Origin of the sequence: Rhodococcus sp. SGAir0479, assembly GCF_005484805.1 — a bacterium.
Lineage (GTDB): Bacteria > Actinomycetota > Actinomycetes > Mycobacteriales > Mycobacteriaceae > Prescottella.
In genome coordinates this window covers 989,611-1,007,598 of the sequence record NZ_CP039432.1, presented here as the reverse complement: position 1 = coordinate 1,007,598, position 17,988 = coordinate 989,611, and the positions used below count along the sequence as shown (strand labels likewise).

14 protein-coding genes and 2 rRNA genes are annotated in these 17,988 nt (G+C 63.8%); 1 reads left to right on the top strand and 15 read right to left on the bottom strand.

Annotation, left to right across the window (positions count from 1 at the left end; translation table 11 throughout):
• Window positions 1-66: 66 nt before the first annotated feature.
• From E7742_RS04660 to murA, 3 genes are all read right to left on the bottom strand, one after another.
• Window positions 67-3,198 (bottom strand): 23S ribosomal RNA (locus E7742_RS04660).
• A 329-nt stretch (window positions 3,199-3,527) separates the two neighbouring features.
• Window positions 3,528-5,046 (bottom strand): 16S ribosomal RNA (locus tag E7742_RS04655).
• Together the 16S and 23S rRNA genes form the textbook arrangement of a ribosomal RNA operon.
• 603 nt (window positions 5,047-5,649) lie before the next feature.
• The gene (gene murA / locus E7742_RS04650) at window positions 5,650-6,921 is read right to left on the bottom strand and encodes a UDP-N-acetylglucosamine 1-carboxyvinyltransferase (protein ID WP_137797876.1); all 1,272 of its coding nucleotides are present in this window, start codon (window positions 6,919-6,921) and stop codon (window positions 5,650-5,652) included.
• A gap of 55 nt (window positions 6,922-6,976) precedes the next feature.
• Between murA and E7742_RS04645 the strand changes: the two genes are divergently transcribed.
• Window positions 6,977-7,555, top strand: coding sequence for a cob(I)yrinic acid a,c-diamide adenosyltransferase (locus E7742_RS04645; protein WP_137797875.1), 579 nt, complete (start codon window positions 6,977-6,979; stop codon window positions 7,553-7,555).
• A 71-nt stretch (window positions 7,556-7,626) separates the two neighbouring features.
• On the opposite strand, the gene E7742_RS04640 is transcribed toward E7742_RS04645, so the two are convergent.
• The 12 genes from E7742_RS04640 to E7742_RS04585 form a co-directional block, all read right to left on the bottom strand.
• The gene (locus E7742_RS04640; protein WP_137801043.1) at window positions 7,627-8,049 is read right to left on the bottom strand and encodes a DUF2550 domain-containing protein; all 423 of its coding nucleotides are present in this window, start codon (window positions 8,047-8,049) and stop codon (window positions 7,627-7,629) included.
• Window positions 8,050-8,097: 48 nt separating this feature from the next.
• Complete coding sequence (locus tag E7742_RS04635) at window positions 8,098-8,466, bottom strand: F0F1 ATP synthase subunit epsilon (protein WP_114722173.1); 369 nt, start codon at window positions 8,464-8,466, stop codon at window positions 8,098-8,100.
• Window positions 8,467-8,472: 6 nt separating this feature from the next.
• Entirely contained in the window at window positions 8,473-9,921 is a 1,449-nt protein-coding gene (gene atpD, locus E7742_RS04630) for a F0F1 ATP synthase subunit beta (protein ID WP_137797874.1), read from the bottom strand.
• A 5-nt stretch (window positions 9,922-9,926) separates the two neighbouring features.
• A complete protein-coding gene (locus E7742_RS04625) occupies window positions 9,927-10,907 on the bottom strand; it encodes a F0F1 ATP synthase subunit gamma (protein WP_137797873.1) in 981 nt (326 codons plus the stop codon).
• A 48-nt stretch (window positions 10,908-10,955) separates the two neighbouring features.
• A complete protein-coding gene (atpA, locus tag E7742_RS04620) occupies window positions 10,956-12,599 on the bottom strand; it encodes a F0F1 ATP synthase subunit alpha (RefSeq protein ID WP_137797872.1) in 1,644 nt (547 codons plus the stop codon).
• A gap of 61 nt (window positions 12,600-12,660) precedes the next feature.
• A complete protein-coding gene (locus E7742_RS04615; RefSeq protein WP_137797871.1) occupies window positions 12,661-13,485 on the bottom strand; it encodes a F0F1 ATP synthase subunit delta in 825 nt (274 codons plus the stop codon).
• 5 nt (window positions 13,486-13,490) lie between these two features.
• Complete coding sequence (locus E7742_RS04610; RefSeq protein WP_137797870.1) at window positions 13,491-14,051, bottom strand: F0F1 ATP synthase subunit B; 561 nt, start codon at window positions 14,049-14,051, stop codon at window positions 13,491-13,493.
• A 9-nt stretch (window positions 14,052-14,060) separates the two neighbouring features.
• The gene (locus tag E7742_RS04605; protein WP_137797869.1) at window positions 14,061-14,312 is read right to left on the bottom strand and encodes an ATP synthase F0 subunit C; all 252 of its coding nucleotides are present in this window, start codon (window positions 14,310-14,312) and stop codon (window positions 14,061-14,063) included.
• A 70-nt stretch (window positions 14,313-14,382) separates the two neighbouring features.
• Window positions 14,383-15,162: a F0F1 ATP synthase subunit A gene (atpB, locus tag E7742_RS04600; protein WP_175420404.1), complete on the bottom strand. Its 780-nt coding sequence runs from the start codon at window positions 15,160-15,162 to the stop codon at window positions 14,383-14,385.
• A gap of 387 nt (window positions 15,163-15,549) precedes the next feature.
• A complete protein-coding gene (locus tag E7742_RS04595; RefSeq protein ID WP_175420574.1) occupies window positions 15,550-16,011 on the bottom strand; it encodes a hypothetical protein in 462 nt (153 codons plus the stop codon).
• 40 nt (window positions 16,012-16,051) lie between these two features.
• A complete protein-coding gene (locus E7742_RS04590) occupies window positions 16,052-17,233 on the bottom strand; it encodes an MraY family glycosyltransferase (RefSeq protein WP_137797867.1) in 1,182 nt (393 codons plus the stop codon).
• A gap of 65 nt (window positions 17,234-17,298) precedes the next feature.
• Window positions 17,299-17,961, bottom strand: coding sequence for an L-threonylcarbamoyladenylate synthase (locus tag E7742_RS04585; RefSeq protein ID WP_137797866.1), 663 nt, complete (start codon window positions 17,959-17,961; stop codon window positions 17,299-17,301).
• Between the last annotated feature and the right edge of the window lie 27 nt (window positions 17,962-17,988).

The window sequence follows — 17,988 nt, the reverse complement described above, 5'->3', positions numbered from 1 at the left end:
CGTGGTAGGGGGTGAATGGTATCTGTGTGTTGTTTCAGATACCGCACAGTGGACGCGTAGCTTCTTTGTGGTAAGTCCTCGGCCTATTAGTACCAGTCACCTCCACACATTACTGTGCTTCCAGTTCTGGCCTATCAACCCGGTGGTCTGCCGGGGGCCTTACCCCCTCGAGGGGGTGAGAAACCTCATCTTGGAACAGGCTTCCCGCTTAGATGCTTTCAGCGGTTATCCCTTCCGAACGTAGCTAACCAGCAGTGCTCCTGGTGGAACAACTGGCACACCAGAGGTTCGTCCGTCCCGGTCCTCTCGTACTAGGGACAGCCTTCCTCAAGTTTCTGACGCGCGCGGCGGATAGAGACCGAACTGTCTCACGACGTTCTAAACCCAGCTCGCGTGCCGCTTTAATGGGCGAACAGCCCAACCCTTGGGACCTACTCCAGCCCCAGGATGCGACGAGCCGACATCGAGGTGCCAAACCATCCCGTCGATATGGACTCTTGGGGAAGATCAGCCTGTTATCCCCGGGGTACCTTTTATCCGTTGAGCGACACCGCTTCCACTTGCCGGTGCCGGATCACTAGTCCCGACTTTCGTCCCTGCTCGACCTGTCAGTCTCACAGTCAAGCTCCCTTGTGCACTTGCACTCGACACCTGATTGCCAACCAGGCTGAGGGAACCTTTGGGCGCCTCCGTTACATTTTGGGAGGCAACCGCCCCAGTTAAACTACCCACCAGGCACTGTCCCTGAACCAGATCATGGTCCGAGGTTAGATGTCCAATACGATCAGAGTGGTATTTCAACAACGACTCCACACACACTGGCGTGCATGCTTCACAGTCTCCCACCTATCCTACACAAACCGAACCGAACACCAATACCAAGCTATAGTGAAGGTCCCGGGGTCTTTTCGTCCTGCCGCGCGTAACGAGCATCTTTACTCGTAATGCAATTTCGCCGAGTCTGTGGTTGAGACAGCAGAGAAGTCGTTACGCCATTCGTGCAGGTCGGAACTTACCCGACAAGGAATTTCGCTACCTTAGGATGGTTATAGTTACCACCGCCGTTTACTGGGGCTTAAATTCTCAGCTTCGCCATTACTGGCTAACCGGTCCTCTTAACCTTCCAGCACCGGGCAGGCGTCAGTCCGTATACATCGTCTTACGACTTCGCACGGACCTGTGTTTTTAGTAAACAGTCGCTTCTCTCTGGTCTCTGCGGCCCCACCCAGCTCACACTGCAAGAGTGATCACCAGACGAGGCCCCCCTTCTCCCGAAGTTACGGGGGCATTTTGCCGAGTTCCTTAACCACAGTTCTCTCGATCGCCTTAGTATTCTCTACCTGACCACCTGTGTCGGTTTGGGGTACGGGCCGTGTGAAAGCTCGCTAGAGGCTTTTCTCGGCAGCATAGGATCACTGAATTCGCCTCAATCGGCTACGCATCACGTCTCAGGCGTCATGAGTGGCGGATTTGCCTACCACTCGCCCTACACGCTTACACCAGTATTACCACTGACTGGCTCAGCTACCTTCCTGCGTCACCCCATCGCTTGGCTACTACCAGATCAGGTCCCGTGCATCCACATCCAGGTTCCCCGAAGGGAAGTAAGGACGCTTCAGGACGGTTAGTATCACTGATTCACCAGGGGCGCGTTCACACGGGTACGGGAATATCAACCCGTTGTCCATCGACTACGCCTGTCGGCCTCGCCTTAGGTCCCGACTCACCCTGGGCGGATTAACCTGGCCCAGGAACCCTTGGTCATTCGGCGGACGAGTTTCTCACTCGTCTTTCGCTACTCATGCCTGCATTCTCACTCGTGCAGCCTCCACACCTGGATCACTCCGGCGCTTCCATGGCTGCACGACGCTCCCCTACCCATCCACACCACTGCACACAGGCCCGTAGACCCGCATGGGTGTTATGTGAATGCCGCGGCTTCGGCGGTGTACTTGAGCCCCGCTACATTGTCGGCGCAGGATCACTTGACCAGTGAGCTATTACGCACTCTTTCAAGGGTGGCTGCTTCTAAGCCAACCTCCTGGTTGTCTTCGCGACCCCACATCCTTTTCCACTTAGTACACGCTTAGGGGCCTTAGCCGGCGATCTGGGCTGTTTCCCTCTCGACTACGAAGCTTATCCCCCGCAGTCTCACTGCCGTGCTCTCACACTCTGGCATTCGGAGTTTGGCTGACGTCAGTAACCTTGTGGGGCCCATCGGCCATCCAGTAGCTCTACCTCCAGAGTGAAACACACGACGCTGCACCTAAATGCATTTCGGGGAGAACCAGCTATCACGGAGTTTGATTGGCCTTTCACCCCTACCCACAGCTCATCCCCTCAGTTTTCAACCTAAGTGGGTTCGGGCCTCCACGACGTCTTACCGTCGCTTCACCCTGGCCATGGGTAGATCACTCCGCTTCGGGTCTAGAACATGCCACTCAAACGCCCTATTCGGACTCGCTTTCGCTACGGCTACCCCACACGGGTTAACCTCGCGACATGCCGCTAACTCGCAGGCTCATTCTTCAAAAGGCACGCCATCACCCCCAACACCGAAGTGTTCGAAGGCTCTGACGGATTGTAAGCGCACGGTTTCAGGTACTATTTCACTCCCCTCCCGGGGTACTTTTCATCTTTCCCTCACGGTACTAGTCCGCTATCGGTCACCAGGGAGTATTCAGGCTTATCGGGTGGTCCCGACAGATTCACAGCAGATTTCACGGGCCCGCTGCTACTCGGGTGTCCGTCACGACAGTCACCATGTTTTCGTCTACGGGACTCTCACCCTCTACGACAGGCCGTTCCAGACCACTTCGACTAACACGATGATTTCTTACTGTCGGCCAATCCGGCAGAATTGACAAGACGGATCCCACAACCCCACGAATGCAACGCCCGCCGGCTATCACACACCCATGGTTTAGCCTCTTCCGCTTTCGCTCGCCACTACTCACGGAATCACATGTTGTTTTCTCTTCCTGTGGGTACTGAGATGTTTCACTTCCCCACGTTCCCTCCACACGCCCTATATATTCAGGCGCGGGTAACCACACATCACTGTGGCTGGGTTTCCCCATTCGGACATCCTCGGATCTCAGCTCGGTTGACAGCTCCCCGAGGCTTATCGCAGCCTCCTACGTCCTTCATCGGCTCCTGGTGCCAAGACATCCACCGTACGCTCTTAAACACTTACAACAAAGATGCTCGCGTCCACTGTGCAGTTCTCAAACAACACACCCCACTCGAATTTCACGTCAGCACCATGCCCACCACCGAAGCGATGCGGTCTGCCTGACATCCGAACAGGATCGTTTCTTGCCTGGAGAAAATCACTTGCGTGTTCTCTCAGGACCCAACAGTATGCCGATATATCACCCACCAGCCGGCACTCGGGCCGACCACAACGCGGATGAGGTAGTCAGTGTTCCACCCATGAGCACCACCGGATTACATGTGAATCCGAAGTGGCTCTGCCCTCACACCGGCCCCGACTGTTCGAGGCGGTATGGGGAGATGCTCCTTAGAAAGGAGGTGATCCAGCCGCACCTTCCGGTACGGCTACCTTGTTACGACTTCGTCCCAATCGCCGATCCCACCTTCGACGGCTCCCTCCACAAGGGTTAGGCCACCGGCTTCGGGTGTTACCGACTTTCATGACGTGACGGGCGGTGTGTACAAGGCCCGGGAACGTATTCACCGCAGCGTTGCTGATCTGCGATTACTAGCGACTCCGACTTCACGGGGTCGAGTTGCAGACCCCGATCCGAACTGAGACCGGCTTTAAGGGATTCGCTCCACCTCACGGTATCGCAGCCCTCTGTACCGGCCATTGTAGCATGTGTGAAGCCCTGGACATAAGGGGCATGATGACTTGACGTCGTCCCCACCTTCCTCCGAGTTGACCCCGGCAGTCTCCTGCGAGTCCCCGCCATTACGCGCTGGCAACACAGGACAAGGGTTGCGCTCGTTGCGGGACTTAACCCAACATCTCACGACACGAGCTGACGACAGCCATGCACCACCTGTATACCGACCACAAGGGGGCACCTATCTCTAGGTGTTTCCGGTATATGTCAAACCCAGGTAAGGTTCTTCGCGTTGCATCGAATTAATCCACATGCTCCGCCGCTTGTGCGGGCCCCCGTCAATTCCTTTGAGTTTTAGCCTTGCGGCCGTACTCCCCAGGCGGGGCGCTTAATGCGTTAGCTACGGCACGGATCCCGTGGAAGGAAACCCACACCTAGCGCCCACCGTTTACGGCGTGGACTACCAGGGTATCTAATCCTGTTCGCTACCCACGCTTTCGCTCCTCAGCGTCAGTTACTGCCCAGAGACCCGCCTTCGCCACCGGTGTTCCTCCTGATATCTGCGCATTTCACCGCTACACCAGGAATTCCAGTCTCCCCTGCAGTACTCAAGTCTGCCCGTATCGCCCGCAAGCTTGGGGTTGAGCCCCAAGTTTTCACGGACGACGCGACAAACCGCCTACGAGCTCTTTACGCCCAGTAATTCCGGACAACGCTCGCACCCTACGTATTACCGCGGCTGCTGGCACGTAGTTGGCCGGTGCTTCTTCTGCAGGTACCGTCACTTTCGCTTCGTCCCTGCTGAAAGAGGTTTACAACCCGAAGGCCGTCATCCCTCACGCGGCGTCGCTGCATCAGGCTTTCGCCCATTGTGCAATATTCCCCACTGCTGCCTCCCGTAGGAGTCTGGGCCGTGTCTCAGTCCCAGTGTGGCCGGTCGCCCTCTCAGGCCGGCTACCCGTCGTCGCCTTGGTAGGCCATTACCCCACCAACAAGCTGATAGGCCGCGGGCCCATCCTGCACCAGTAAACCTTTCCAACCCCCGCCATGCGACAGGAGCTCATATCCGGTATTAGACCCAGTTTCCCAGGCTTATCCCAGAGTGCAGGGCAGATCACCCACGTGTTACTCACCCGTTCGCCGCTCGTGTACCCCCGAAGGGGCCTTACCGCTCGACTTGCATGTGTTAAGCACGCCGCCAGCGTTCGTCCTGAGCCAGGATCAAACTCTCCGTTGAAGACTCTAGATTTCGCAGCCGAAGCCACTAATCAGTCATAGACATCGAGTCAAATCACTAGCAAAAAAACTCAAACTAGCTTTGCACTGACCATCTCAGACGGAAGAATGAGACGATCAGCAAATACCCACACCACGCTGCGCAAAAGCACTACACGATGGTGTGGAGTACCAAATAAATAATTGGCACTGACATTCATCGACACACTGTTGAGTTCTCAAAGAACACGCGCACACCATCACTCGAAACTTTGCAGTTCCTCGTTCCGGGGCAACCGTTCCAGCTTATCCCACCCGGGATCCGAGTGCAAACTCGGCTCTCATCCGGGCCACCCGGACGCGGCTCCACCACCCTACACGAGGGCGATTCGACCAAACCGGGTGTGCCAGGCGCTCCCCGTACAACCTCGTTTTCCCTCGCTGACCTGTGAAGATCGCGTCCGGGTCGGTGTCCGTGTCGCTCTGACCTGGAATAAGTTACGGGAGTGTTCACCGAGCGTCAAACCGCCAGGTAGCGGCGGTGCGGCCGCGCATTCGCCCAGGTCGCGTGGCGCTGCCGACCGAAATCGGCCGGAAACCTGCTCCTGTGACGCCTCACACACGGTCAGGCGGAGGGCTGTTCGCCGTCCACCCGGCGGATGTCGCCGCCCAGCCCGACCAGGTCTTCGACGAACCGCGGATACCCACGATCGATGTGGTAGACGTCGTGCACCTCGGTCTCGCCGTCGGCGACGAGGCCCGCGAGAACCAGGCCGGCGCCGGCACGGATGTCCGACGACCACACCGGTGCACTCGACAGCTCCGGCACTCCGCGGACGACGGCGTGGTGGCCGTCGGTGCGGGCGTCGGCGCCGAGACGGATCATCTCCTCCACGAAACGGAACCGCGCTTCGAAGACGTTCTCGGTGATCATCGACGTGCCCTCGGCGATCGCAGCCAATCCGATGGCCATCGGCTGGAGATCCGTCGGGAAGCCGGGATACGGCAGCGTCGCGAAGTTGACGGCGCTGGGGCGTCCCTCCTGGACCACGCGGAAGCCGTCGGCCTCCACCGTGATCCGGGAGCCCGCCGCGCGGAGCTTCTCCAGGACCAATGTCAGGTGCTTGGGGTTCACCCCGTGCACGCGGACGTCGCCGCGGGTCATGGTGGCGGCTATCCCCCACGTGGCGGCGACGATCCGATCGCCGATGACCCGGTGCGACGTCGGCTCGAGGCGTTCGACCCCGCGAATCGTCAGCGTGGTCGACCCCGCCCCGGCGATCTTGGCCCCCATGCGGGTGAGCATGTTGCACAGGTCGACGATCTCGGGTTCGCGGGCCGCGTTGTCGATCACCGTCTCGCCCTTCGCGAGGACGGCCGCCATCAGAATGTTCTCGGTGGCACCCACGGAAGGGAAGGCCAGCCGGATGTTGGCACCGTGCAGGTCGTCGGCTTCCGCGACGACGCATCCGTGCTCGATCTCGCTGTGCGCGCCGAGAAGCCGCAACCCGGACTGATGCATGTCGAGCGGACGCGACCCGATCGCGTCGCCGCCCGGCAGCGCCACGACCGCCTTCCGGCATCGGGCCACCAGCGGACCCAGCACGCAGACCGACGCACGGAACTGGCGCACCGCCGCGAAATCGGCGTGGTGCTTGGGCTGTGCCGGGGTCGTGATCGTGGCGACGTCGCCGTCGAGCACCACCTCGCACCCGAGCCCGCGAAGCACCTCGGCCATCAACGGGACGTCGAGGATGTCGGGACAGTTGCTGATCACAGTCGTGCCCTCGGCCAGCAAAGCCGCGGCCATCAGCTTCAGGACGCTGTTCTTCGCACCCCCCACCGGCACCTCACCGACGAGTCGGTTGCCACCAGTGACTAGAAAGCGCTCACTCACAGTCGGACAGCCTAGCCAGGGCTCCGCTCCCCGCGCTGGGCGGTACCGTAACCACATGGCTGTGCATTTGACGCGGATTTACACCCGGACCGGCGACGATGGAACCACCGGTCTCAGCGACTTCTCCCGTGTGTCCAAGAATGATCCGCGTCTCGTCGCGTACGCCGATTGCGACGAAACGAACGCGAGCCTCGGGGTGGCGCTGGCGATCGGTGTGCCGCCCGAAGAAGTCGTCGAAGTGCTTCGTCAGATCCAGAACGACCTGTTCGACGCCGGCGCCGACCTCTCCACCCCCATCGTTCCGGACCCGAAGTATCCGCCGCTGCGCGTCACCGAGGCATACATCGAACGCGTCGAGGGGTGGTGCGATCTGTTCAACGAGCGGCTCGAGCCGCTCCACTCCTTCATTCTCCCCGGTGGGACGCCGCTAGGCGCACTGCTGCACGCCGCACGAACCGTCGCTCGCCGGGCCGAGCGGTCGGCATGGGCGGCGGTGGAAGCCAGCCCCGAGGACACCAGTCCCCTGCCGGCGAAGTACCTCAACCGGTTGTCCGACCTTCTGTTCATCATGAGCCGCCTCGCCAACCCCGGCGGCGACGTGCTCTGGCAGCCCGGTGGCGGCCGCACCCACTGACCGACGCGGAGACGCCGAAAGGGAGGCCGAATGGCCTCCCTTTCGTGTCGATCGTCCGGATCGGTCCGGGGTCAGGCGGGACGTCCCCGCATCGAGCGGCCCGACGGCCTCGACTCCACCCACGACAGGAAAGCCGTGAGGGCGCCGCGATCGAGCGCGATCTCGTACGTGCGCGCACCGTCGGAGACCTCGAGGATCACGATCTCGTCGGTCATGATGTCGTACTCGTTGCCGACCGGGCCGCGGCGGGCACCGATCTCGATTCCCTGCCGGCTCATTCGCGTGTCCGGTCCGGGCCGCAGACTCGACAGCTTGTAGAAGACGAGCGACGAGTCGCCGTACCGCACCACGCCGTGGCGCCAACCGCTGCCGCCGGGGGCCGGCGTGATCCGCAGGATCGCGGCGGTGCCCCCACGGCGCAATACCGTCAGTCGATACACGAAAGCCGCGACGCAAGCCGCGAGCAGCACTACCAGAATGATGAGAACTACCATCCCGATCGTCACTACTCGTCGGCTCCGTCGCGGCTCTTCGTGAACTGACTAGGCGCGCTCGACCGCACGCAGCTGACCCTTGGCGACCGCAATCGCCTCGAGGTCGTCGGTGGTCTCCGCCAGGACGGCCTTGGCCGCCTCGACGTCGACGTCCTGCGCCATGTCGGCCGACTCGGCGAGGATCGTCACCGTGGTGGCGGTCACCGAGAGGAAACCACCGTGCACGGCCGCGACCACACGCTCGCCGTCGACGGTCGTGATCGACACCACGCCGCCTTCGACGAGCTGGCCCAGGACCGGCTCGTGACCGGGCATGACACCGATCTCGCCCTCGGTCGTCTGGGCGCTGACCAGCTTCGCCGATCCCGACCAGAGTCGCTGCTCGACGGCAACGAGTTCAACGGTCATCTCAGCCATGTCGGTCTACTTTCCGGCGATCTTCTTGGCTGCGGCCTCGACGTCGTCGAGTCCACCGCAGCTGTTGAACGCCTGCTCCGGCAGGTGATCGAACTCGCCCTTGCAGACGCGGTCGAACGCCTCGATGGTGTCGCGCAGCGGCACGACCGAACCGGGCTCACCGGTGAACTTCTCGGCGACGATGAAGTTCTGGCCGAGGAACTTCTGGATACGGCGGGCGCGACCGACGAGGACCTTGTCCTCTTCGGAGAGCTCGTCCATACCGAGGATCGCGATGATGTCCTGCAGCTCCTTGTACTTCTGCAGGATGCGCTTGACCTCGTTCGCGACGCGGAAGTGCTCGGCACCGACGATGCCGGGCTCCAGGATGCGCGAGGTCGACGTCAGCGGATCCACAGCGGGGTAGATACCCATCTGCGAGATCGGACGCGAGAGCTCGGTGGTCGCATCGAGGTGCGCGAACGTGGTGGCCGGCGCCGGGTCGGTGTAGTCGTCGGCGGGGACGTAGATCGCCTGCAGCGAGGTGATCGAACGGCCACGGGTCGAGGTGATGCGCTCCTGCAGCTCACCCATCTCGTCGGCCAGCGTCGGCTGGTAACCCACGGCCGAAGGCATACGACCCAGCAGGGTCGAGACCTCGGAACCGGCCTGGGTGAACCGGAAGATGTTGTCGATGAACAGCAGCACGTCCTGGCCCTGGACATCGCGGAAGTACTCCGCCATGGTCAGCGCGGACAGGGCGACGCGCATACGCGTTCCCGGCGGCTCGTCCATCTGGCCGAAGACGAGGGCGGTGTCCTGGAGGACGCCCATCTCTTCCATCTCCAGCTTGAGGTCGGTGCCCTCACGGGTGCGCTCGCCGACGCCGGCGAACACCGACGTACCGGAGAACTCACGCGCGATACGGGTGATCATCTCCTGGATCAGAACGGTCTTGCCGACACCGGCACCACCGAACAGACCGATCTTGCCGCCCTTGACGTACGGGGTCAGCAGGTCGATGACCTTGATGCCGGTCTCGAGGATCTCGGTCTTGCCCTCGAGCTGATCGAAGGCCGGGGGCTTGCGGTGGATGCCCCACTGCTCACCGTCGCGACCGGTGCCCGGCGCGTCGAGGCAGTCACCCAGGGCGTTGAACACGTGGCCCTTGACGACGTCACCGACGGGAACCGAGATCGGCTTGCCGGTGTCGTGCACTGCGGCACCACGGACCAGGCCGTCGGTCGGCTGCATCGAGATGGTGCGGACCAGGTTGTCACCCAGGTGCTGCGCAACCTCGAGGGTCAGCGTCTTCGCCACGGACGGGAGAGTGATCTCCGAGTGCAGGGCGTTGAACAGATCGGGAACGGCACCGCGCGGGAACTCGACGTCCACGACGGGGCCGATGACGCGCACGACGCGGCCGGCAAGTGCCGACGCCGCCCCGGCGTTGCTATCGGTTACTGCTGCGGTCATGTGCTTTAGTCACTTCCTGCACTCGATGCGAGTGCGTCAACGCCGCCGACGATCTCGCTGATTTCCTGGGTGATCTGAGCCTGGCGCGCCTGGTTGGCCTGCCGACTCAGGGTGTTGACCAACTCCGTCGCGTTGTCGGTGGCCGCCTTCATGGCGGTACGACGAGCGGCGGACTCCGACGCAGCGGAGTCCAGCAGCGCCGCGAAGATGCGCGTGCTGATGTACTTCGGCAGCAGGGACGCCAGCAGCGTCCCGGCCTCGGGCTCGAAGTTGTACACCGCGGTCGGGCCGGTCTTGCCCTCCTGCTGACCGTTGGACAGCATGTCCTCGCCCAGCTCGATGCGCTCCTCGGCGTAATCGACCTCGAGCGGTGCCATCCGGCGGACCTGGGGCTGCTGGGTCAGCATCGACACGAAGCGGGTGTAGACGATGTGAAGCTCGTCGACGCCCTCGATCGTGCCCTCGCCGTTGGCGGCCTCGACCTCGGAACCGGAACCGGCCATGAACAGCTCGACCAGGTGCCGGCTCGCCCGCGCGGCGTCCGCGTAGGTGGGGGCCTGCGAGAAGCCCGTCCACGCGCCGCCGATCGTGCGGTCACGGAAGGTGTAGTAGGCGAGGCCCTTGGCGCCGAGCACGTAGACGACCGGCTCCTTGCCCTCGGAACGCAGGAGCTGCAGCAGCTCCTCGGTCTCCTTGAGGACGTTGGAGTTGTAGCCGCCCGCCATGCCGCGGTCACTGGTGACGACCAGGACCGCAGCACGCTTCGGGTTGGGACGCTCGTTGAGCAGCGGGTGGTCGAGCGAAGCCGACGCACTCGCAAGCTCGGACAGCACCTTCGTGATCTCCTCGGCGTACGGCTTGGAGGCCGCGACGCGCGCCTGCGCCTTCGTGATCCGCGAGGTCGCGATCAGTTCCTGCGCTTTGGTGATCTTCTTGGTCGAGTTGACCGACTTGATGCGGGAACGCAGTTCGCGAATGCTTGCCATCGAGCGGTCACTCTCCCTTCGGGTGTCGTTGAGTCATGGGGTCCACGCTCACTTGCTGACAGTGGTGCGCTTGACGGTGACCTTCTCCTGGCCGACCGCGGACGCGTCCAGAGCATCGGCCTCGGCCTCGTTGACGACACGCTGGCCGTCGGAGGTGAGGAAGCCGGCCTTGAACTTCTCGGTCGCAGCCATCAGCGTCTCGATCGAGGCGTCGTCGAGGGCCTTGCCGCCCTTGATCTGCTCGTAGACGCTGCCTGCGTTGCGGCGCAGGTCGTCGAGGAGCTCGGCCTCGAAGCGGCGGACGTCGTCGACCGGAACCGAGTCGAAGACACCCTCGCCGGCGAGGTAGATCGAGATGATCTGGTCCTCGACCGCGATCGGCGAGTACTGGTCCTGCTTGAGCAGCTCGACCAGACGCTGACCGCGCTCGAGCTGGGCCTTGGAGGCGGCGTCGAGGTCCGAGGCGAAGGCCGAGAAGGCCTCAAGCTCACGGAACTGCGCCAGCTCCAGACGCAGCGAACCGGAGACCTTCTTCATGCCCTTGGTCTGCGCGGCGCCACCGACTCGGGAAACCGAGATACCGACGTTGATCGCCGGGCGGATGCCCTTGTTGAACAGGTCGGACTCGAGGAAGACCTGGCCGTCGGTGATGGAGATGACGTTGGTCGGAATGTACGCCGAGACGTCGTTGGCCTTGGTCTCGATGATCGGCAGAGCCGTCAGCGAACCGCCACCGAGCTCGTCGGACAGCTTGGCCGAACGCTCCAGCAGACGAGAGTGCAGGTAGAAGACGTCGCCCGGGTAGGCCTCACGTCCCGGCGGACGACGCAGCAGCAGCGAGATGGCGCGGTACGCCTCTGCCTGCTTGGTCAGGTCGTCGAACACGATGAGGACGTGCTTGCCCTGGTACATCCAGTGCTGGCCGATGGCCGAGCCGGTGTACGGAGCCAGCCACTTGAAGCCGGCGGAGTCGGACGCCGGGGCGGCGACGATGGTGGTGTACTCCATCGCGCCCTGCTCCTCGAGGGCAGCCTTGACGCCCGCGATGGTGGAGCCCTTCTGGCCGATGGCGACATAGATGCAGCGGACCTGCTGCTTCGGGTCGCCGGTCGCCCAGTTCGCCTTCTGGTTCAGGATGGCGTCGACGCAGACCGCGGTCTTGCCGGTCTTGCGGTCGCCGATGACGAGCTGACGCTGACCGCGACCGATCGGGGTCATGGCGTCGATGGCCTTGATGCCGGTCTGCAGCGGCTCCTCGACGGGCTGACGCTCGAGCACCGAGGCGGCCTGCAGCTCGAGAGCGCGGTTCTCCGTGGTCTCGATCTCGCCGAGGCCGTCGATCGGGCGGCCGAGCGGGTCGACGACACGGCCCAGGTAGCCGTCGCCGACCGGCACCGACAGAACGTCGCCGGTCCGCTTGACTTCCTGGCCTTCTTCGATGTGCTCGTAGTCACCCAGGATGACGGCACCGATCTCGGTCGCATCCAGGTTCAGGGCCACGCCGAGGACGCCGCCCGGGAACTCCAGCAGTTCGTTGGCCATCGCCGACGGCAGGCCGGTGATGTGTGCGATGCCGTCGCTGGTGTCGGACACCACGCCGACCTCCTCGCGGGAGGCCTCCGGTGAGTAGCTCGCGGTGTAGTTCTCGATCGCGCTACGGATCTCGTCGGAGGAGATCGTCAGCTCCGCCATGTTTTTCCTGCTCTCGGTATCTGGTCTTCGAAAAGATCGGGAGTATGTGTTCGGTCGTCGGCTACTTGAAAGTCTTCCGCACGGCAGCGAGGCGGCCGGCCGCGCTCCCGTCGATGACCTCGTGACCAACCCGCACGACCATGCCGGCGAGGAGGGCGGGATCGACCTCCACGTGGACGGTGACGGGCTTGCCGTAGGTGCGGGTCAGCGTCGCCGCAAGCCGATCGACCTGCTCACTCGACAACGCCGAGGCGCTGCGCACGTGCGCAACCGCCTTGTTCCGCTGCGCCGCGGCCAGGGCCGACAGCTCGTCGAAGGCATCGGCGGGCGCCGTCTTCAGGCGGCCCACGGCCTGGATGGCCAGAGCCTCCGTGATCGCGGTGACCTTGCCGTACAGCAGCTTCGACAGCAGTTCGCGCTTGCCGGCGACCGGCGTCGAACGATCCGAAAGGACCTGCTCCAGCTGCGGGTTGCCCGCGACGATGCGACCGAGGCGGAAGAGTTCGTCTTCGACCGCGTCGCTCTGGTTCTGGTCGGCCGCAGCCCGAAGCAGGGACTCACGTCCGAGCGTGACCAGGGAGTTCAGCAGGTCTGCCGCAGACGACCAGTCCTGGCCCACAGCGGCCTCGAGGGCTGCCAGCGCCTCGGCGCCGACCTTCCCCGAGAACACCGTGCGGGCCAGGCCCTGGCGCGCAGCGGCAGGCGTGGACGCGTCGGCCAGAGCACTCCGGAGAGTGCGCTGGCCGTCGAGAACCTCGACCACCGAGAACAGCTCGGATCCAGCCTGCGCCGCGGCCGCAGTGGCCGCGCCGGCGGAAACGGAATCCAACGCCGCGGTGAGCGCAGAACGGGTCTGCGTCAGGGCTTCACGGCTCGCTGCGTACATGGTGCTCACTTTCCTGCTGCGGAATCGGCGCTGACTGCGTCCAGCTCGTTGAGGAAGCGATCGACCGTTCCGGCGCGCTTGACGTCGTCGGCCAGCGACTCTCCGATGACCTTCTCGGCCAGGTCGACCGCGGTCTTACCGAGGTCGGCCCGCAGCTCGGTCACGATCTGCTGACGCTGTGCGACCAGCTGGCTGTGACCGGCGGCGACGATGCGGTCGCTCTCCTCCTGAGCCTGAGCCTTCATCTCGGCGATGATCTGCTGGCCCTGGGTACGTGCTTCCTCGCGGATCTGGGCGGCCTCGGTACGAGCCTCGGCGAGCTGGGCGTGGTACTGCTCCAGCGCGGCCTTGGCCTCGGACTGAGCCTCTTCGGCACGCTTGATGCCGCCGTCGATCTGCTCGGTGCGCTCGGCGAGAACCTTCTGGAACATCGGAAGAACAAACTTCCAGAAGACGAACCCGACGACCACCAGGGCAACGATCGACCAAGTGATGTCATACGTCGCGGGCAGGAGGGGGTTGTGATCCTCCCCCTCGGCCGCGAGCAATGCAATGGTGGTTGACATGGTGTGTTCTTAGAAGATGAAGCCGGCGACGAGGCCGATCAGCGCCAGGGCCTCGGTGAAGGCGATACCGAGGAACATCGTGGTACGAACCTGGCCGGCCATCTCGGGCTGACGGACCATGCCCTCGATCGCCTTACCGACGACGATACCCACGCCGATGCCGGGGCCGATGGCCGCGAGGCCGTAGCCGATGGCGCCGTAGCCCTTGACCTTCTCAGCTTCCTGCGCGAGAACCTCAGCGGCCTGCAGCGAAACGCTCATGTGGTGTTCCGTTCCCTTTCTGTTGCCCACCGCCGGTCGGCCGGTGGGTCAGGTCTATCGATGTGAGTGGTCAGTGAGAGTCGGCGTGCAGGGCCAGGTCGATGTACACCGCGGTGAGCAGTGCGAAGACGTAAGCCTGCAGGCCGATCACCAGGAGTTCGAAGAACGTCATCGCGACGCCGGCGATGATCGACGGCACGCCGAAGATCGCCTGGAACCCACCGGAGGTGAAGAAGAAGTACTGCGTGGCACCGAAGAACAGCACCAGCAGGATGTGCCCGGCCAGCATGTTGGCCATGAGTCGGACCATCAGCGTGAACGGCCGGAGCACGAACGTCGAGAGGAACTCGATCGGGATCAGCAGCACGTGCAGCGCCGGCGGCACGCCGGGGACGACGATGCTCGACTTCACGTACTTGAAGAAGCCGTACTTCTTGATACCCACGTAATTGAACGTGATGTATGCCAGCGCCGCGAGGACGAGTGGCATACCGATTCGCGCGTTCGGCGAGATGTTCAGGAAAGGAATGATGCTCGCCACGTTGCTTGCCAGCACGATGAAGAAGATCGTCGTGATGATCGGCAGGAAGCGCTTGCCCTGCTCCTTGCCGAGGATCTCCTCCGCGATGTTGATCCGAACGAAATCGAGCGCGTACTCGGCGACATTCTGGACACCGCGCGGAACGATCTTCGGGCTGCGCATCGCGATGATGAAGAACAGTGCAACCACTGCCGACATCAGGAGACGGATCAGCATCAGACGGTCGAGTTCGAAGGGGGTGCCCTCGAACAGCACTGCGGGCGGGTAGAAATCATCGAGTGACGGCGGATGGTATTCACCCGCGGCCATGAAGGTGACGCTCAGCGGTCTCTCCCGTAGTCGGCCGCAGGCATCGCTGTCTGCGGTTCGATCGGACATTGACGAACTAACAAGTCGACCAGGTCGGCTCGCTTATTCGTCAGCAGCTGAAGACTCGGGCGAACCGGTCCTGGCGTCTGTCGGTGTCGGCGACTGTCGTCGACTCGGCAACTCGAGGGCGGCTCCGCCCGAATCTCGAATTCGGGCAACTCCGACAGCCCTTGCTGCCTGCAAGCGCCACCGGGACAACCAGTGATCTGGACTTTCCGGTCGTCGGCGCACTCGCTTGGCCCAGAGACTATCAAGACATCTACGACGTTGTGTAGACGGGGTCCCCGGAAACCTGCAACCGGTTCCAGGGACGGCTCCGGACCGTGCTCAGTTGGTCCCACGGTCCCCTTCCGCCTCCGGAGTCACGTACGGCACCCGCGTCTGCACGACGCCGTACGTCTCGGCACCGAGCACCACGACGAGCGACATCACGATGACGATCACCATCGCCTCACGATTGTAGAAATCGAGAGGGTCGAGGAGGGCCAGCACCACGATGGCCAGGATCATCTTCAGCAGCCAGCTGCCCAGCAGGACCGCACCGGCGGTGACCGCGGGCAACTTGGCCGTCAGCAGCACCGCCAGCGCGGTGCACAGGATGAATCCGCCGCCCACGGCGGCCCCGATCAGAGCGCCCCACAGTCCCGCGGTGCCGGCGAACAGGCTCGCGACGATCGCGCCGCCGACAGCGAGGACGAGCAGGCCGAGCACGCCGTAGCGGATTCCTCGGCGGAGAGCTGCGGTGGGATCGGTGGAGAACGGCGCTGGGGTCGAAGTCACGCACCCCAGGTTAGAGGAACGCCGGGAGAGGGCGGCTGCCGTGCCTCCGCTACCGGCGCCGGTCCTCCTGCAGCCCGCGCCACGACGGCACCGCCGTGACGACGAGGGCGAAGACCAGACCGCCGGCGACGAGCAGCACCACGACCCGGCGGTCGATGATCGCCGACCCGACGGCACCGAACGCGAGGATCGCGACCCACAAGTAGATCAGCAGCACCACGCGGCGGTGGGAGTGGCCGATCTGCAGCAGCCGATGATGCAGGTGCATCTTGTCGGGGCTGAAGGGGCTCACGCCGGCGCGGGTCCGGCGCACGATCGCCAACAGCAGGTCGAGGATCGGGATGAACATGACCGCACCCACCAGCAGCAGCGGCGAAAGCAGACCGAGCAGATCGCGGGAGCCGTACGCGCTCAAGCTGATCCGCCCCGACGCACTGGTCGACACGGCAGCGAGCGTGAGACCGATCAGCATCGAACCGGAGTCGCCCATGAAGATGCGGGCCGGCTGGAAGTTGTGTGGGAGAAATCCCAGGCACGCGCCGGCGAGCGCGGCCGCGATCATCGCGGGCGGGTAGGCGCTCACGTCGCCGCCCTGGTCGTGCAGCAGCCCCACCGAGAACGCGCAGATCGCCAGGGACGCGATCAGTCCCAGCCCGGCGGCGAGCCCGTCGAGTCCGTCGACGAAGTTCATCGCGTTGATCATGACGACCGCGACCGCGACGGTGACGAGACCGGCCTGGAGCTGGTCCAGGATCACCGTGGTGTCACCGAACGGTTGGTAGATGATGTACCAACTGACGCCCATGACCGCGAGGATTCCCGCGGCCGTGACCTGACCGACGAACTTGGTGAGCGCATCCAGTCCCCAGCGGTCGTCGATGATCCCCACCAGGACGATCACGAAGCCCGCGACCAGCACGGCCGTGATGTCACTGGAGAACTCGAAGCCCCGCGTCAGGGCCGGAAGCTGCCCGGCGAACAGCAGCGCCACCAGCATGCCCAGGTACATCCCCACGCCGCCGAGACGCGGGGTGGGCTGGACGTGGACGTCACGATCGCGTGGGATCGCCACCGCACCGAACCGGAGCGCGATCAGTCGGACGGCGCCGGTGCCGAGGAAGGTCACGACCGCGGCGGTGAGAAGTACCAGGAGCAGCTCGCGCAGCGGCACACCCGCCCCGTTGCTTCCTTCCTGGGCGAGCGCCAGCAACGCCGTATCCGCAGAACTCACCTCGACGACGCTACCGGCACGTCCGCCCGCGAACGGGACCTACCGACGACGAGTCCGCTCACCGGTCACGCCCCCGCCCGCAGGAGGGTCTCGACGGTCGTTCCGAGCACCTCGGCGACGTCGGCCGCCGGGACGGCACCGTCCCGGAGGATGCGCGGCTCGTCCGCGGTGAGGTCGACGATCGTGGACGCGACCGCATGGGTGGCCGGACCACCGTCGAGGTAGACGCTGGCGGCGCCGCCGAGCTGGTCCCGGGCCTCGTCGACCGTGGTCGCCGGGGGGCGGCCGGAGATGTTGGCGCTCGACACCGCCATCGGGCCGACCTCGCGCAGCAGTTCGAGCGCGACCGGGTGCAACGGCATCCGCAGCATCACGGTGCCGCGGCTGTCACCGAGGTCCCACGCGAGTGAGGGAGCTTGCTGCACAACGATACTGAGGCCACCGGGCCAGAACGCCTTGATCAGATCGCGGGCCTGCGGACGCACCGAGTACACGAGCCCGTCGATCGTGGTCCACGACCCGACCAGCACCGGCACCGGCATGTCGCGGCCGCGGCCCTTGGCGCGCAGCAGGCTGGCGACGGCCTCACCGTCGAAGGCGTCGGCGCCCAGCCCGTAGACGGTGTCGGTGGGGAGAACGACGAGGCGACCGGCCTTGAGCGAGTTCTTCGCGGCGGTCAGGCCTGCTTCGCGGTTGCCGGGATCCTTGCAGTCGTAGACAGTGCTCACTCCCCTATCCTTTCACCCGCGTCGGTG

Excerpts from the sequence above, each read along its gene's own strand:
- E7742_RS04645 (WP_137797875.1), top strand. The coding sequence starts at position 6,977 with ATGGCTGTGCATTTGACGCGGATTTACACCCGGACCGGCGACGATGGA.
- E7742_RS04640 (WP_137801043.1), bottom strand. The coding sequence starts at position 8,049 with ATGGTAGTTCTCATCATTCTGGTAGTGCTGCTCGCGGCTTGCGTCGCG.
- E7742_RS04635 (WP_114722173.1), bottom strand. The coding sequence starts at position 8,466 with ATGGCTGAGATGACCGTTGAACTCGTTGCCGTCGAGCAGCGACTCTGG.
- atpD (WP_137797874.1), bottom strand. The coding sequence starts at position 9,921 with ATGACCGCAGCAGTAACCGATAGCAACGCCGGGGCGGCGTCGGCACTT.
- E7742_RS04625 (WP_137797873.1), bottom strand. The coding sequence starts at position 10,907 with ATGGCAAGCATTCGCGAACTGCGTTCCCGCATCAAGTCGGTCAACTCG.
- atpA (WP_137797872.1), bottom strand. The coding sequence starts at position 12,599 with ATGGCGGAGCTGACGATCTCCTCCGACGAGATCCGTAGCGCGATCGAG.
- E7742_RS04615 (WP_137797871.1), bottom strand. The coding sequence starts at position 13,485 with ATGTACGCAGCGAGCCGTGAAGCCCTGACGCAGACCCGTTCTGCGCTC.
- E7742_RS04610 (WP_137797870.1), bottom strand. The coding sequence starts at position 14,051 with ATGTCAACCACCATTGCATTGCTCGCGGCCGAGGGGGAGGATCACAAC.
- E7742_RS04605 (WP_137797869.1), bottom strand. The coding sequence starts at position 14,312 with ATGAGCGTTTCGCTGCAGGCCGCTGAGGTTCTCGCGCAGGAAGCTGAG.
- atpB (WP_175420404.1), bottom strand. The coding sequence starts at position 15,162 with ATGGCCGCGGGTGAATACCATCCGCCGTCACTCGATGATTTCTACCCG.